Annotated in this window: 18 protein-coding genes; 14 read left to right on the top strand and 4 right to left on the bottom strand. The window is 38.7% G+C overall.

What is annotated here, in order from left to right:
• Positions 1-43 precede the first annotated feature (43 nt).
• From porV to G3O08_RS04735, 3 genes are read left to right on the top strand one after another with little or no spacing between them, the layout of a single operon-like run.
• Positions 44-1,300: a type IX secretion system outer membrane channel protein PorV gene (gene porV / locus G3O08_RS04745; RefSeq protein ID WP_163283528.1), complete on the top strand. Its 1,257-nt coding sequence runs from the start codon at positions 44-46 to the stop codon at positions 1,298-1,300.
• 5 nt (positions 1,301-1,305) lie between these two features.
• A complete protein-coding gene (ispF, locus tag G3O08_RS04740) occupies positions 1,306-1,782 on the top strand; it encodes a 2-C-methyl-D-erythritol 2,4-cyclodiphosphate synthase (protein WP_163283527.1) in 477 nt (158 codons plus the stop codon).
• Between the two features lie 32 nt (positions 1,783-1,814).
• Positions 1,815-2,306, top strand: a complete 492-nt coding sequence (locus G3O08_RS04735) for a cytidine deaminase (RefSeq protein ID WP_163283526.1) — start codon at positions 1,815-1,817, stop codon at positions 2,304-2,306.
• A 262-nt stretch (positions 2,307-2,568) separates the two neighbouring features.
• Here the strand turns inward: G3O08_RS04735 and G3O08_RS04730 are convergent, their stop codons facing one another.
• From G3O08_RS04730 to G3O08_RS04720, 3 genes are all read right to left on the bottom strand, one after another.
• Entirely contained in the window at positions 2,569-3,792 is a 1,224-nt protein-coding gene (locus G3O08_RS04730; RefSeq protein WP_163283525.1) for a M16 family metallopeptidase, read from the bottom strand.
• Between the two features lie 94 nt (positions 3,793-3,886).
• A complete protein-coding gene (locus G3O08_RS04725) occupies positions 3,887-4,963 on the bottom strand; it encodes a T9SS type A sorting domain-containing protein (protein WP_163283524.1) in 1,077 nt (358 codons plus the stop codon).
• Between the two features lie 133 nt (positions 4,964-5,096).
• Complete coding sequence (locus tag G3O08_RS04720; protein ID WP_163283523.1) at positions 5,097-5,945, bottom strand: OmpA/MotB family protein; 849 nt, start codon at positions 5,943-5,945, stop codon at positions 5,097-5,099.
• A gap of 461 nt (positions 5,946-6,406) precedes the next feature.
• Between G3O08_RS04720 and G3O08_RS04715 the strand changes: the two genes are divergently transcribed.
• The 3 genes from G3O08_RS04715 to G3O08_RS04705 all read left to right on the top strand — a co-directional run bounded on the left by G3O08_RS04715 (position 6,407) and on the right by G3O08_RS04705 (position 8,685).
• Positions 6,407-7,171, top strand: a complete 765-nt coding sequence (locus G3O08_RS04715) for an exodeoxyribonuclease III (RefSeq protein WP_163283522.1) — start codon at positions 6,407-6,409, stop codon at positions 7,169-7,171.
• 495 nt (positions 7,172-7,666) lie between these two features.
• Positions 7,667-7,810: a hypothetical protein gene (locus tag G3O08_RS04710; protein ID WP_163283521.1), complete on the top strand. Its 144-nt coding sequence runs from the start codon at positions 7,667-7,669 to the stop codon at positions 7,808-7,810.
• A gap of 185 nt (positions 7,811-7,995) precedes the next feature.
• Positions 7,996-8,685, top strand: coding sequence for a hypothetical protein (locus G3O08_RS04705; RefSeq protein WP_163283520.1), 690 nt, complete (start codon positions 7,996-7,998; stop codon positions 8,683-8,685).
• A 754-nt stretch (positions 8,686-9,439) separates the two neighbouring features.
• On the opposite strand, the gene G3O08_RS04700 is transcribed toward G3O08_RS04705, so the two are convergent.
• On the bottom strand, positions 9,440-9,910 hold the full coding sequence (locus tag G3O08_RS04700; RefSeq protein ID WP_239540963.1) for a COG2426 family protein: 471 nt from the start codon (positions 9,908-9,910) through the stop codon (positions 9,440-9,442).
• A 381-nt stretch (positions 9,911-10,291) separates the two neighbouring features.
• Between G3O08_RS04700 and G3O08_RS04695 the strand changes: the two genes are divergently transcribed.
• The 8 genes from G3O08_RS04695 to G3O08_RS04660 all read left to right on the top strand — a co-directional run bounded on the left by G3O08_RS04695 (position 10,292) and on the right by G3O08_RS04660 (position 13,519).
• Entirely contained in the window at positions 10,292-10,441 is a 150-nt protein-coding gene (locus G3O08_RS04695; protein ID WP_239540960.1) for a hypothetical protein, read from the top strand.
• Positions 10,442-10,617: 176 nt separating this feature from the next.
• Positions 10,618-10,884 (top strand): hypothetical protein, encoded by a 267-nt coding sequence (locus tag G3O08_RS04690; protein ID WP_239540957.1) that lies wholly within the window; start codon positions 10,618-10,620, stop codon positions 10,882-10,884.
• The gene (locus G3O08_RS04685) at positions 10,860-11,069 is read left to right on the top strand and encodes a hypothetical protein (protein WP_163283519.1); all 210 of its coding nucleotides are present in this window, start codon (positions 10,860-10,862) and stop codon (positions 11,067-11,069) included. Before G3O08_RS04690 ends, G3O08_RS04685 begins: the two co-directional genes overlap by 25 nt.
• A 204-nt stretch (positions 11,070-11,273) precedes the next feature.
• Positions 11,274-11,582, top strand: coding sequence for a hypothetical protein (locus G3O08_RS04680; RefSeq protein WP_163283518.1), 309 nt, complete (start codon positions 11,274-11,276; stop codon positions 11,580-11,582).
• On the top strand, positions 11,569-12,081 hold the full coding sequence (locus G3O08_RS04675) for a DUF6398 domain-containing protein (RefSeq protein ID WP_163283517.1): 513 nt from the start codon (positions 11,569-11,571) through the stop codon (positions 12,079-12,081). Before G3O08_RS04680 ends, G3O08_RS04675 begins: the two co-directional genes overlap by 14 nt.
• A gap of 80 nt (positions 12,082-12,161) precedes the next feature.
• Positions 12,162-12,542 (top strand): virulence RhuM family protein, encoded by a 381-nt coding sequence (locus tag G3O08_RS04670; RefSeq protein ID WP_163283516.1) that lies wholly within the window; start codon positions 12,162-12,164, stop codon positions 12,540-12,542.
• A 280-nt stretch (positions 12,543-12,822) separates the two neighbouring features.
• Positions 12,823-13,212 carry a RhuM family protein gene (rhuM, locus tag G3O08_RS04665; RefSeq protein WP_163283552.1) on the top strand — a complete coding sequence of 130 codons (390 nt, stop codon included), beginning with the start codon at positions 12,823-12,825 and terminating at the stop codon, positions 13,210-13,212.
• A 4-nt stretch (positions 13,213-13,216) separates the two neighbouring features.
• The gene (locus tag G3O08_RS04660) at positions 13,217-13,519 is read left to right on the top strand and encodes a hypothetical protein (RefSeq protein WP_163283515.1); all 303 of its coding nucleotides are present in this window, start codon (positions 13,217-13,219) and stop codon (positions 13,517-13,519) included.
• The last annotated feature ends 172 nt before the right edge of the window (positions 13,520-13,691 follow it).

Raw genomic sequence — 13,691 nt, 5'->3', positions numbered from 1 at the left:
CAAAGATCATTTACTTATATTTGTACCTCGCAAGAAAAATTGCATGAAAAAGATATTTTTAATTTTAACTGCCGCATTTGGACTTCAAATGATGGCAACTGCTCAAAGCGTTAGCGGACGCAATGATGAAGATGAACTAAATGCTATTACAACGGCAGTTCCGTTTTTGTTGATTAGTCCTGATTCCCGCTCGGGAGCTATGGGCGACGCAGGCGTAGCCGTGTCTTCAGATGCCAACGCACAGCACTGGAACCCATCAAAACTGGCGTTTTCAGACGATCAGATGCAGATTTCACTTTCTTACAGCCCATGGCTGCGAAAGCTGGTTGATGATATGAATTTGGCCTATTTATCGTGGTTTATGAAATTGAATAAAACCTCAGCTGTCGGCGCGAGTCTTAGATATTTTACGCTGGGCGATATTACTTTCACAGATAATAACGGCCAGGTAATACGTCCATTCCGGCCGGCAGAGTTTGCTCTTGATGTGAGCTATTCTCTCCAACTATCGAATAGATTCTCTGGTGGCATCACTGCCCGATGGATTAATTCTAATCTTACTGGTGGAGTAGGTGTGAGCGGTGCAGATTCAAAAGCTGCTAATGCATTTGCTGTAGATATTGCCGGATATTATAAGAATGACGATATTTCATTTGGCGATAAAGATGGAGAGCTGGCTTTTGGAATGGTGATTTCGAATATTGGTAATAAGATTTCTTATACGAATACCTCGCAGCGCGATTTCCTTCCGGCTAATCTTCGCCTGGGTACAGCGCTTACTATCGATTTGGATCAATACAACAGCATTTCTTTTGTATATGACGCAAATAAACTATTAGTGCCAACACCGCCCATCTACGATCAAACAAATCCGACGCAAATCATTGCAGGTCGCGATCCCGATGTCGGTGTTGCAGCAGGTATGTTCGGGTCGTTTAATGATGCTCCCGGTACTCCAGTATATGATGAACAGGGAAATTCTGAAGTAATAGATGGCCAACTTACAGTGAAAAAGGGGAGTGTACTTAGAGAAGAACTACGCGAAATAAACCATTCTGTTGGTATGGAATATTGGTATGCCGATCAATTTGCGGTGCGTGGTGGATACTTTTACGAACACCCTACGAAAGGAAATCGACAATATTTTACCATTGGTGCCGGTTTCCGGTACAATGTATTTGGCCTTGATTTATCTTATTTGATTGCTACACGTCAGCAAAATCCTTTGGCTAATACGTTGCGCTTTACACTGAGCATGCGTTTCGATAAAGGAAATTCTAAAGTGCAAGCTGCTAATTAATTTACATGAAAATAAGAGTTGGCTTTGGGTTTGATGTACATCAGCTCAGAGATAATCATCCTTTTGTCTTGGGTGGGCTAACCCTCCCGCACACAAAAGGTGCTTTTGGACATTCAGATGCCGATGTATTGCTTCATGTTATTTGCGATGCCTTGCTTGGTGCGGCAAATCTCCGCGATATTGGTTTTCAATTTCCCGATACAGATTCGGCTTTAAAAGGCGTTGATAGCAAGCTATTGTTAAAGAAAACGATAGAACTCGTTTCTGAAAAAGGGTACTCGGTTTCGAATATCGATTGCACAATTTGCTTGCAAAAACCAAAAGTTAATCCTTTTATTCCCGAAATGAAGGCCATTATAGCCGGTATTCTGGAAACGGACATTGATGCCATTTCTATTAAAGCCACTACAACCGAAGAATTGGGTTATGTAGGTCGTGAAGAAGGAGTGAGTGCATATTGTGTATGCCTTATTAGTGGGTAATCTCCATCGTTTTATTACATTGGTCGTCAGATTTGGAAAAGAAAGAAGTTAAAATAGCATATCATCAGGCTCAATCGGTCGATGAACTCGCAAAGGAAGAGAAGCAATTGTTTCATCTTGCTATTGAAGCAATGGGCAATGCATATGCGCCTTACAGCCAGTTTAAAGTCGGTTGTGCGCTGCTTTTGGCTAATGGAGAAATTGTAAAAGGCAACAATCAGGAAAATATGGCTTATCCCAGCGGACTTTGTGCCGAGCGGGTAGCTCTTTTTTCTGCTTCCGCAAATTATCCGGGGGTGCCTGTGAAGATATTGGCTGTTGTAGCAAAACCGATATCAGCTGATGAAGATATGACTATTTCACCTTGCGGTGGATGTCGGCAGGTAATGGTTGAATACGAGCGCATTCAAAACGAACCGATAAAGATTATTACCGGCTCACCATCTGGCTCTATTTTTATTACAGATAATGCACACGCCTTGCTTCCACTGGCTTTTTATGATGCCGGATTATCAAAGAAATAGGGTTTGAGATACGACGCTTTTACATTTTGTGATTTAACCGGAAATCAGACGCAATCACTCTTTTATTGACAAATATTCTATTATCTAACTGAAAGATCAATCTACCTAATGTTGAGATTGTGAACTCCCCATTCAACATATTTCTGAAACATTCTCGGCTAAACTCGTCGAACTCACATGAAGTATTAATTTTGCCTATTGCCTATTGCCTATTGCCTATTGCCTATTGCCTATTGCTTCTTGTCAATTGCCCATTGAAGAATCATCCATAAATCAAAACGCTCATCTTTTCGCTATCAAGTATTTCATTAGCTACTTCTAAGATGTCCTTTGTACTTACTGCGTCTAGTTTTTGCATAAGGTCTACTGTCGAAATTACTTCATCGCGAGAGATAATGCTTTTGCCTAGAGCGAGCATCATATTCACTCCTCCTTCCTGTGCCAATGCAAACTGACCTTTGAACTGTAATTTTGTACGGTGTAAGGCTGTAGAGGTGAGCGCAGTATTTCTAAGATTTTTTAATTCTTTGAGAACCAGTTTTTCACTTTTCTCAATCAGTTTCTTGTCGGTGCCGAGGTAAATAGAAAAAATTCCGGAATCGGTATAGGGTTGATATCCAGATTCAATATTGTAAGCTATACCATGGCGTTCGCGAATATTCATATTAAGGCGCGAATTCATTGCGGGACCACCCAGATAGTTGTTCATTAATACAGTAGCCGTGCGCATTTTGTGGTCATTCGCATAAGCTTCGCCCCCCATTATGAGATGCGCTTGAAAGGTGTCCATTTCTACCAGCTTTCTTTCTGTTTGAATCTCTGTCACTGGTTTTCGCGGCAGAGCGGCGCTCGACTCGGGTATTTCTCCAAAATATTTTTCTGCAAGGCGAATAAACTTCTTGAAATCGATATTTCCCACGGCGCTCAAAACCATTTCAGATGTTTTGTAGCGGCGACTTAAAAAATCCAGGATATTTTCTTTGGAGAGCGCTTTTACACTTTCTTCGGTACCTAGAATATTACGACCTATGGGATGGTTCTTAAAAACGAGTTCTTCAAAATCGTCAAAAATCAATTCAGACGGGCTGTCCTGATAGCTCAAAATTTCGTCGAGAATTACATCTTTTTCTTTTGCAATTTCCTTTTCAGGAAATATAGAATTGAGCGCAATATCAGCTATAGCTTCCACTGCGCGCTCAAAATGCGTTTTTAGGAAGGATGCGTAAATCACTGTTTCTTCTTTAGTTGTATATGCATTGAGCTCGGCGCCAACGCTATCCATGCGGTTAAGAATGTGAAAAGCTTTGCGCCGTTTTGTGCCTTTAAAAAGGCAGTGCTCAATAAAGTGAGCCAGCCCTTGTTCATTGTCAAGCTCATCCCTCGACCCTGCATTTACTGTTAGTCCAAAATGAGCGGTCTGACTATTTGATGTTGGCTTGAGTACGAGTCGTATTCCGTTTGAGAGCGTATGTTGCAAAAATTCCATAGAAGAGGCAAAGATACAGAGTTGAAAAGGGGAAAGCCACGATTAGAGGATTAATTATTTCCCCTATTTGAATTCCTAAATTTTTATAGCAGTCTCAATCGTAAATAAGCTTTTTAACCGTTGTAATTTGGTCAATTTGAAGTGTAGCAAAGTAAATTCCCTTATCAAAGTCAATTCCGTTAAGTAGAACTTTATATTGGCCTATAATTCGTTGATTGCTAATTAATGTCTCAATAATTTTACCGTTGATGTCAACAAGATTTAAAGTCACATCAGATGACTTTTCACAGTTGAAAGACAAATAAGATTGCTCAGTTACAGGGTTTCCAAAAATCTGAAAGTTGAACAGTGAAGAATTTACTTTTTCAATGCCTACTGCTGTGTCGAACCCAATAAATGTCACCGTGTTGTTTCCACTGTTGGGAATGGCTAGTGTATCAATTTGCTTGGCATAGCAAATATCTGCCGGATTAGAGATGCCTGGAGCAATAATCGTTTCAGGTGTGCCTGAAAATGTTGAGTTGAACTTGCTGATGCGCAACGGCGACCAGGAACTAACGTAGAAGTTATTTTCAGAGTCATTGTCAATCCCGTCACAGTTGCCCAGATTTGTATCTGTAAGAGTAGAGACGGAGTAATCGGCTAAATCAACAGCTTTTACAGGCGCATTATTTCCCCAGTTTACAAATACCAATCTATTGTTTTGGTCGTCATAAACTATTCCATTTGGCGTCGAATTGGTATTGCTTACTACTATTTCCCAAGTGGGATTTTGCAAATCAGAAACGTCAATTTCGTAAATGCGGTCGTTGCTAAAATCGGTAACCCATATGGTTGATTCTCCATTAGAAGCCATTCCATTTAAGAATCCTGAACCAGGAATTGACAGGCTCATTGATTCACCACCACTTGCCAGATCAAAGCCCTGAATAAGTCCATCGCTGATGGCAAAAAGATTACCGTTCATAATTTCCATACCATATGATGCCGTGGCATTTCCAAAATAGGAGAGTTCCCCAGTAGATTGATCGATAGCAATAATAGAATTTCCATTAGAAACTAGAAACCGCTGATTTTCATGATCATATTCTACACTTTCAACAGTTTGAAGCGATTGACCAAAACTTAAAAGAACAGTGAGCGAGAGTAGAGAAGTTAGAATGTATTTCATAATCAGAGAAAAGGAAAGAAAATTTTGCTCAAGATAGGTTGAATTTTTAAATTGATTTTAGGGTATAGAAAAACCCACTCCTTAAGTCAAAGAGCGGGTTTTAAAATACATTTTACAAATGTAGAAGATCTTATTACTGCCCCAATAAATTCATCAATTCATCCAGTTTTGGAGAAAGGATAATTTCAGTACGTCGGTTTTGAGCACGACCATCTTGGGTATCGTTTGTGGCGCGTGGCTGAAACTCGCCGCGTCCAGCTGCAGTAAGGCGTTTCTCATCTAGGTCGTGCTTGTCTGCTAACAAGCGAACAATAGACGTGGCGCGGGCAACGCTCAAATCCCAATTGTCTTTGTATGAAGCTGTTTTAATTGGCACGTTATCGGTATGCCCTTCAATCAATACATCAATATCTGGATTTTTGGCCAATACATTTCCAAGTGCTTCAATCGCTTCTTTACCTTTTTCTTCTACTGCTGCACTTCCCGATTTGAAAAGCAATTTATCTGTCATTGACACATATACTTTCCCGTTTTTCACTTCTAGCGTAAGCTCGTCGTCTTTAAAGCCAAGCAAAGCATCACGAAGAATGTTGTTTAGCCTGGCGGTGATGGAATCGCGGCGTGCAATTTCTGACTGCATTTCATTGATGCGTGCTTCACGTTCTGACAGCATTCGTGCTCTGTTAACCAATTCGGCACTTAACTCTTCAGCTGTTTGCGAACTTTTAGCTTTCAAATTATTGTATTCCGATTCAAGCGCTGCCAAAGATTCCTTTTTCTCTGCCAAATTGGTTTCCAGCGCAGAATTTTCATTCTTTACCTCTTCGAGCGTCGTGCAAAGCGAGTCGCGTTCATCTACCAAAGCGGTTACTTTTTTATTGGCACTGAATTTTTCAGGACGTGGTTCGCCACATTTATATACGGTAGCGCAGGAGCTTAATAGCAATACGCCCAGCGCAGAAGCAAGCATTTGAAATTTCATAGTTTGTTGATTTTTGATGGTTTAAATTATATAACCTTTAAAGTTACGTAATTGTTTCTGCTGAAGAATAGGTATTTCAAGGTTTGATACTATCATTATATTAGGTCACATCTAGCGGTCGCAACGCATCTCGATACAACCTGCAAACCAAGGACTTGTATCCTTCGGTACCGCTCAGGAACCAAAGCTTCGCGACAACAATTCCTAAGCTTTTTGGCCACTATCATTGATGTAACTTTATGAAAGGAACCAAAAAGCGTATTCCATAATCCATTTCAGGGGCTAAATCATATTGCCGAACCCCAAAACCTAGCCACGGATATTTTTTGAGAGAATCAAAAAGGTTAATTCAAAACGGCAACTACAGCAGAAAAAGTGATAGATTAATAAAAAAAGGTTAGATTTATTTCTGTTTTGAACAGATTTGCAAATTCACGCAATTGGAAGAATAGACTATAGATATGAATATAATTACCTGGAACGTAAATGGCATAAGGGCCATTGCTAAAAAGGACTTTTTTGAGGATATCAATAAAATGAACCCGGATATTATCTGTCTTCAAGAAACGAAAGCCCAGGACGCTGAGGTTGAAAAAACGTTGTCAGAAATGAGCGATTACCACCGGTATTATAATTCAGCGGTGAAAAAGGGATACTCCGGCACCGCTATTTTGACCAAGATTAAGCCCATTTCGATTGTAAATGACATGGGAATAGCAGAGCACGATAACGAGGGAAGAGTGCAATGTGCAGAATTTTCGGATTTCTATTTGGTGAACCTGTATGTTCCAAATTCCGGTCAAAAACTGGATAGGCTTGATTACAGAAAAATATGGGATGCAGATTTTCTCAAATATTTAAAACATTTGGAGAAAACGAAGCCTGTTATTGTCTGTGGCGACTTTAATGTGGCTCATCAACCCATTGACATTAAAAACGATAAAGCGAATTACAATAAAACGGCAGGCTACACACAAGTTGAAATTGATGGAATGGATAACTTCCTAAATACCGGATTTGTAGATTCCTTCAGGCATTACCATCCCGATGTGGTGGCTTATTCTTATTGGGGATATCGGTTTAACGCGAGAGAAAGGAATGTGGGTTGGAGATTAGATTACTTTTTAGTGAGTAATTCGTTGGTAGATAAAATTAAGTCTGTTGAGATATTATCAGAATTTTATGGGTCTGATCATTGTCCGGTTCGGATAGAAATTGGATTTTGATTAGTCTCATTTCAAAATGATCTCTATCCGTACCTGAATTCTCAATTACTTGCTGCGCTGCATTTCGACCGCGCTCAATAACCACGTGAGACCGCTGCGCTAAGTTAGTTATTCAAGTTGCAAAAGTATCGCACGGCTGAACTCAAAACTGCAATTGTGAGACTGTAGCCATGGTTTTCTTCAAACCTAATGTCTTGTGTGCTCTTAAGTGTCAGTCGATCTGCAGCTATAGCTTTTAATCGGGGACGAACTGGACGATATCTCTCCATTTGCGCGAATACCTGCTATAAATTCAATTTTAATGGACAGTAAAAAAGGTTAATCCTTTGATTACATGACATAAGTCATATATTGTCTCATCAAAGATGCATAAGTTTACATATTGAAATATGTGGATTTTAGATATTAAAAGGCCATCAAAAAAGATGATAAGGCTGTGACTTCACAAATTTTTAAGCTTTTAAATTTAATTGTCCAATCAATTTACAACCAATAATGGAAAACGAGATATCTTCTAAAAGTACAGGGGTGGTTGTCGCTACACGTGGCAGCGTGGTTGATGTCAGGTTTGAAGAAAATCTACCTTCCATCAATTCGGTTGTGAAAACGGGAAAGAAACTGGAAATTATTCTCGTTTAATAAATCATTAATTGAATTACAAGACCCTGTAGGGAATTAGCGTGTACTTAAGCCCTTTTATGAATGGTTAATTGTAAATTATCAATTATCAATTAGGAATTGTGAATTAGGAATGATCAATTAGGAATTCGTAATTCAAAACTCGTAATTCGTAATTCAAACCTCGTAATTCACAAATCTAAAATATGCGTTTAGATCCGAAAGACAAATTATTTGGTCAACCTATTCTTGAAGTCAGGGCGGTGGTAAAAGCTGCCATGAAGCGTCTTTTGTGGGGCGATACCAAGTCAGAACTAGAAATGAAGATTGCAAAACGATTGAAAAAATCCCGGGCAATAGCTTGTAAAGTGATGGAGGGCTTGATCGATGAGAATTACCTGATTCTGGAAAAGAAAACCGATGATAACGAAATCTATTACAATTTAGCTGAGACGGAGAAAGGGTTTGGATTTGGTATGGCTTCGGCCAATCCGCCGATAAGTCGCCAAAAGGCGGATTTATTGCTCGCCGAAATAATTGAAAAGGCAAAACGGGTTAATGGCTCTAAGGAATACTTGTATCGGGTAGAAACCCTAAAAGTTTTTGGTAGTTACCTGACAGATAAAGAAATTTTGGGCGATCTGGATGTGGCAGTGAAAGTTTCGCCGAAATTAGAAGGAGAAGCTTTTGTAGAGGCAAATTTCAAACATGTTGCGGCTGCTAAAAAGAATGGTAGAGCGTTTCAAAGTTTTTTTCAAGAAATAGAGTGGCCTTATAAAGAGGTAATACAAATGCTTAAAACAAGAAAGAAGGGATTGAGCTTACATGATGAAGATTCGGATGAGGTGGTACGTTTAACAGAAACAAGAACGGTTTATACGTTCAAGCCTTCTTAATTGTCGTTCCAGTTTTGGGTCATCTTGTAACTTACATTGTTCCCCACAAAAAGCCCCCAAAATACCAAGCACATCCTCTCCATATTTTTCCACTTTTCGGTTGCCGAAGCCTCAAATTAGATTAGATCTTCCGGCGATTGGGGCTTGGCATTTGCTACTTCATAAATATCCTGATTTGAGAGAATCGTATAGGCCGGAAGAGTCTTCTTTGGAACGGTAAATTCGCCAGTATTTTAGATTGGTCATGATATGAACTTCGGTTCTAACAGTGCCACTAATTTCGCTGTCCGTTGTGCCATAAATGTTGGGTTGATTGTATTGACTATGAAAATAATTTCGAAAGTTATTGTGCCACTTATCCCGGTTCAAACCATGCCAGTCGTATTGTACGTCATTCAATCGAAAAAGGGAGATAAAGGGGTCGCCTCATAATTACTTTGCAAAAGCCGCCATGTGTATGAGGTAAAGCTCAACCGCCAGCCACTCAAACTATCTTAATTCGGGTTGTTTTAATTCAGAAATTAATCCCATGCAGGTCACTCGATGCTTTACAACGTCAAAGGGCAAGGGTAAAGAGCCAAGAACTAAAAGTCAACGCCAGGTATACTTAAAACCGAATCCCATACTTCTCCTTCTATTCAGTAAATCCTTCCACTACGAGGAGTTGCTGCAGTGTGGTGTCTTTTTGGTTTGGTCGATATTCATCAAGTACTTATCTAATAGTTTGTTACGATTGGCTCATCTTAAGTAGATTTTACCGTTCCTGATTCATCTCTATCCCCTCCATTGTAAGCAGTGTGGCTGTCCAGACAAATACACACGAAAGGAATATCCCGATTGCATTGGCCCAGAAAGCGCGTTTCGATTCAATGCCGAATAAATAAGCAGCAATAGACCCTGCATAAACGCCTGTGCCGGGGATGGGCAGCATTACAAAGATCAGCAAGCCCCAAAAACCGTATTTCTTAACACCTTTTGCGGCTCCGGTTTTTGCTCTTCGCGCTACAAAGATTGCCGATTTTTTATAGAACCGCCACTTTAGGAAATGTCGGTTTACAAAGGCCAAGAAAAATTTCATGATGGGGAAAACCAGCAAGTTGGCACCGAAACAAGCAATAAACGCTATAAATATATTGACATCGTGAACTAAGGCGTAGGGAATTCCAACTTTTGCCTCACCTAAGGGAGATACACTCCACGCCATAGCTATTAATAAATCCCACATTAAAATTTTAATTTGGCGGCAAAATTAACTGGTTTTTGAAATAAAGGTGCATGAATTATTTTCTGTAAGACAACTATTAACTTTTGATAAGGCTCAAGGCCTTAATTTTTGCTTTCGCGGATAGCTTACTTATCGGTGATTCCTATTTCTCTAAATTACCCACCGAATAGTTGTAAGTGCTCTTTCATCAATAATGTTTAGCTGAGTTTTACTGGTGATTTTCTCTCTAGTGTTTTTAATAACAGGGAGATACCAAGAAATCCTAACGTAAAATTTGTAGATCGGGAATAGGAAGATGCAAACTGGAATTTTGAAAAACCGGTCAATTATTTTGGCGGCAGAGCATCTGTCCTGCTCTCTTCTACTAGCCTTACAAAATTCATGAAGTGTAAAGAGAATGAAACTGTTTGGCTTATTCAAGATCAAACGGCAAGTTTATTTGGGAAAGCTAAGTCAACTATCAACGAGCATATTCAAAATATTTACCGTGAAGGAGCACTCGATAAAAAGCTCCAAATTTCTACAGCTTAGATGTCATTATCTCTATAGGCTACAGAGTAAAATTACTCCAAGATACTCAATTCCGTATTTGGGCAAGCATCCTATATTTGACTAAAAGATATAGGTTGATCAATTACAAGGGTGTTGTATCAGGCTGTCATTTTTCCAATAAACTGCTCATGAAGGTGTTAAAAAGTTTACGATATTTGAGCAAAACGACAGATTTGGCTTCAGTAGACAATATTAGGAATGGTCTGATTAATAAGATTTTATCTTTTCAGAATAAGGAATTTTTGATGGCACTTGATCAGTTAATAGCATCAAGTTCTGAAGAAAGTGTAGTGTATGAATTGACCGAAGAGCAAGAACTAATGATTCAAATGAGCATGGATGATATTAGCAATGGTAATTTCATAGACCAAGATCAATTGAAATCTAAAACGGAGAAGTGGCTAGATCAGAAAAAGATTTAGCGATTATCTGGTCACCAATTGCTGAGCGTCTTTTATTTGATGTTTTAGATTACTGGATCGCCAAAAATAAATCTGATGTTTATGCACAAAAGCTACTAAAGGCGATTTGGAATCAAACTCAATTCTTGGCTAAAAACCCAAGTGATTCCAAAAAATTTACAAAGTACATTCCTTATTGGGCATGATCTTATTAAACCCAGAAAAAGTAATTTTGATAAAGATGAGTGAATTTACGTGTTTCTTATTTGACTGAGATTCGGAAAAGGTGATAAAGAGTATTTAAGATTCATTTGACTATGATTTTAAGTTATTTTGCAAAACTATGATTATGAGGATGTTGTTATTTGACTTAAATCCGGAAAATACAAACCCATAAATCAACAACCCCAATGGACACCAGCGACCTATCTCAGGAAACACACCTGGCAATTATGAGCGAAGCCGATCGCTTCAATCACGATTTAACAATCCAGTTTGGCGTACTTTCCGGCGATTGTAAAGATGAAGATGATTTTATTAAACAATCTGAAGAACTGGTCAATAAGATGCTGAAATACAATTTTCATCAAATGGAGTGGATATTTTTTGGCAATCCACCTAATAAGAAAGACTTCCAAAAAGGTTTAATTTGTATTTTTGAAAACATTCAGAAGCTAAAAGAAATACCTCTTAAAGACCGAACCTATGACCAAAATTGAGATAAAGAAAAGAGAGACAGAACTCATTGAAATGACCGGAACATTTTGTTCTGAAAAACTCAATGCCAATTATGCCCAACTAAGCGTAAAACTCATTAAAAAGATGGGTAGAAAACACGATGTTCCGTTTAAACGCGGTAAATTGGAAATCTGGGCAGCGGCTGTGGTATATACCATTGGATCAATAAACTTTTTATTCGACAAATCATTTGAGCCGTTTATTTTGGCAACGGACATTAGCGATTATTTTGACACCAAGAATACAAGCGTATCTCAAAAAGCAGCAAGCATTAAGAAAATGTTTAATCTGACCATTTATGACGATGAGTTTGCCACGGATCAGATGGAAGCGAATGATCCGTTTAAAGATATGGTAATGGTAGATGGCTTTATTATGAAATTGTCAAAGATGCCGGCAGAGATACAAGAACAAGTAAAGAAAGAAAGGGCAGCCGGAAGAGAAGTTCAATTCTTTACGGCAGATGAAGACGAAGATTAAAAATAGGTTGAAACTCTTTTTAATTAATGTATAGCGAAGATTAGAAAAGTGCACTTTTAAAAATGTTCGTAGTTGAAAATATGAGTACAGAATTAACACCATCTAATAATTTTCTGCTTTACACCACTCAAAAGGGTGATGTGAAAGTTGATGTGCTATTAAAAGATGAAACCATTTGGCTGACCATCAATCAAATGGCAGATCTTTTTGGTATTGACAAGAGTGGAATTTCGCGGCATATCAAGAATGTTTTTGAAACGCAGGAATTACAAGAAAATGCAACTGTTGCAAAAATTGCAACAGTTCAAAATGAAGGGGGAAGAAACGTAACCAGAAAGCTGGAGTTTTTCAATCTTGATATGATAATTTCAGTGGGATATCGAGTAAACACACTAAGAGGTACACATTTTAGAATCTGGGCTGCAAAACAAATCAAGGAGCTGATTAGTGTCTGTCCATAATGTCCGCTTTCTGCGTTGCACTTGTTCTAAAAACAGTCATTGACAAGTGTCAACTCCTTGATTTTTAGAACTGCGTGCGCCTTGCTATCGAACATTCTGATCCAGCCACTTGAGTGTATTGACAGACTCTAATTAGTGTCTGTCCATACAGTCCACTATCTACGTTGCACTTGTCTTGAAAACAGTCATTGACAAATGTCAACTCCTTGATTTTCAATCCTACGTGCGCCTTGCTATTGAACTTTATGATCCAGCCACCTGACTCTATTGACAGACTCTAATTACAAAAGGATTTGTTTTAGATAATCAAAAACTCAAGAATCCGGACAATCCGTTTGGTAAAGATTATTTTGATGAATTGCTTGAGCAAATTCGTGATATTCGCTCAAGCGAAAAGCGTTTTTATCGCAAAATTACCGACATCTATGCGCTTGCTATAGATTATTCGCCAAAAGCAGAAGAGACCAGATTGTTTTTTAAAATTGTACAAAACAAACTTATTTTTGCAGCTTCGGGAAGCACTGCCGCAGAAATCATTGCCAACCGCAGCAATGAAAAGAAAAACAATATAGGTCTTACCAATTGGAAAGGCGATATTGTTCGTAAACAAGATGTTATCATCTCTAAAAACTACTTGAATAAAGAAGAGTTGAAAGCTAATGCTTATTAAACCTATGGACACCAACGACCTCTCCGAGCAAACATACCGTGCAATTTTAATCGAAGCCGAAAGCTTCAACCACGATCTAACCACGCACTTTGGTTATCTTTCCTATGAATGCGAAAATGAAGATGATTACATCGTGAAAGCAGAAGAGATGGTTCACGAATTTCTGGGTTATGATGAAGCTGAAATAGATGATCTTTTTTTTGGCGACCCGCCAGAAAAGGAGGGTTTTCATAAAGCACTACATGCTATTCTTGAAAATATTCAAGAGGTTAAGAAAATAGCTCCTGAAGATCGGGAGTTTGATTAGAGGTGTTTTCTTGCTTTGTGGAATTTTTAGCTCACTTTTTCCTGTTGTTTACTTCCATTTTCTTCTGTTGGCAATTAAATCACTCCCATTAAACTCTTCTTATTTCCGGTTGTTGTAAATAAATCTGGGTCAGGCTTATTGAGTTGTGTAAAAATAACACTAACTTGTTCCG

Origin of the sequence: Cryomorpha ignava, assembly GCF_010686655.1 — a bacterium.
In the GTDB taxonomy this organism is placed as follows: domain Bacteria; phylum Bacteroidota; class Bacteroidia; order Flavobacteriales_D; family Cryomorphaceae; genus Cryomorpha; species Cryomorpha ignava.
Note: the sequence above shows the minus strand (reverse complement) of the source record. Positions and strands in the feature narration are given on the sequence as shown.

What these genes read in the sequence shown, in the direction of transcription:
- G3O08_RS04675 (WP_163283517.1), top strand. Translation starts at nt 11,569, where the DNA reads ATGACCAAAATTGAGATAAAGAAAAGAGAGACAGAACTCATTGAAATG.
- G3O08_RS04670 (WP_163283516.1), top strand. Translation starts at nt 12,162, where the DNA reads ATGAGTACAGAATTAACACCATCTAATAATTTTCTGCTTTACACCACT.
- G3O08_RS04695 (WP_239540960.1), top strand. Translation starts at nt 10,292, where the DNA reads ATGAAGTGTAAAGAGAATGAAACTGTTTGGCTTATTCAAGATCAAACG.
- ispF (WP_163283527.1), top strand. Translation starts at nt 1,306, where the DNA reads ATGAAAATAAGAGTTGGCTTTGGGTTTGATGTACATCAGCTCAGAGAT.
- G3O08_RS04725 (WP_163283524.1), bottom strand. Translation starts at nt 4,963, where the DNA reads ATGAAATACATTCTAACTTCTCTACTCTCGCTCACTGTTCTTTTAAGT.
- G3O08_RS04730 (WP_163283525.1), bottom strand. Translation starts at nt 3,792, where the DNA reads ATGGAATTTTTGCAACATACGCTCTCAAACGGAATACGACTCGTACTC.
- G3O08_RS04720 (WP_163283523.1), bottom strand. Translation starts at nt 5,945, where the DNA reads ATGAAATTTCAAATGCTTGCTTCTGCGCTGGGCGTATTGCTATTAAGC.
- G3O08_RS04715 (WP_163283522.1), top strand. Translation starts at nt 6,407, where the DNA reads ATGAATATAATTACCTGGAACGTAAATGGCATAAGGGCCATTGCTAAA.
- G3O08_RS04710 (WP_163283521.1), top strand. Translation starts at nt 7,667, where the DNA reads ATGGAAAACGAGATATCTTCTAAAAGTACAGGGGTGGTTGTCGCTACA.
- G3O08_RS04660 (WP_163283515.1), top strand. Translation starts at nt 13,217, where the DNA reads ATGGACACCAACGACCTCTCCGAGCAAACATACCGTGCAATTTTAATC.
- G3O08_RS04705 (WP_163283520.1), top strand. Translation starts at nt 7,996, where the DNA reads ATGCGTTTAGATCCGAAAGACAAATTATTTGGTCAACCTATTCTTGAA.
- G3O08_RS04700 (WP_239540963.1), bottom strand. Translation starts at nt 9,910, where the DNA reads ATGTGGGATTTATTAATAGCTATGGCGTGGAGTGTATCTCCCTTAGGT.
- porV (WP_163283528.1), top strand. Translation starts at nt 44, where the DNA reads ATGAAAAAGATATTTTTAATTTTAACTGCCGCATTTGGACTTCAAATG.
- G3O08_RS04680 (WP_163283518.1), top strand. Translation starts at nt 11,274, where the DNA reads ATGGACACCAGCGACCTATCTCAGGAAACACACCTGGCAATTATGAGC.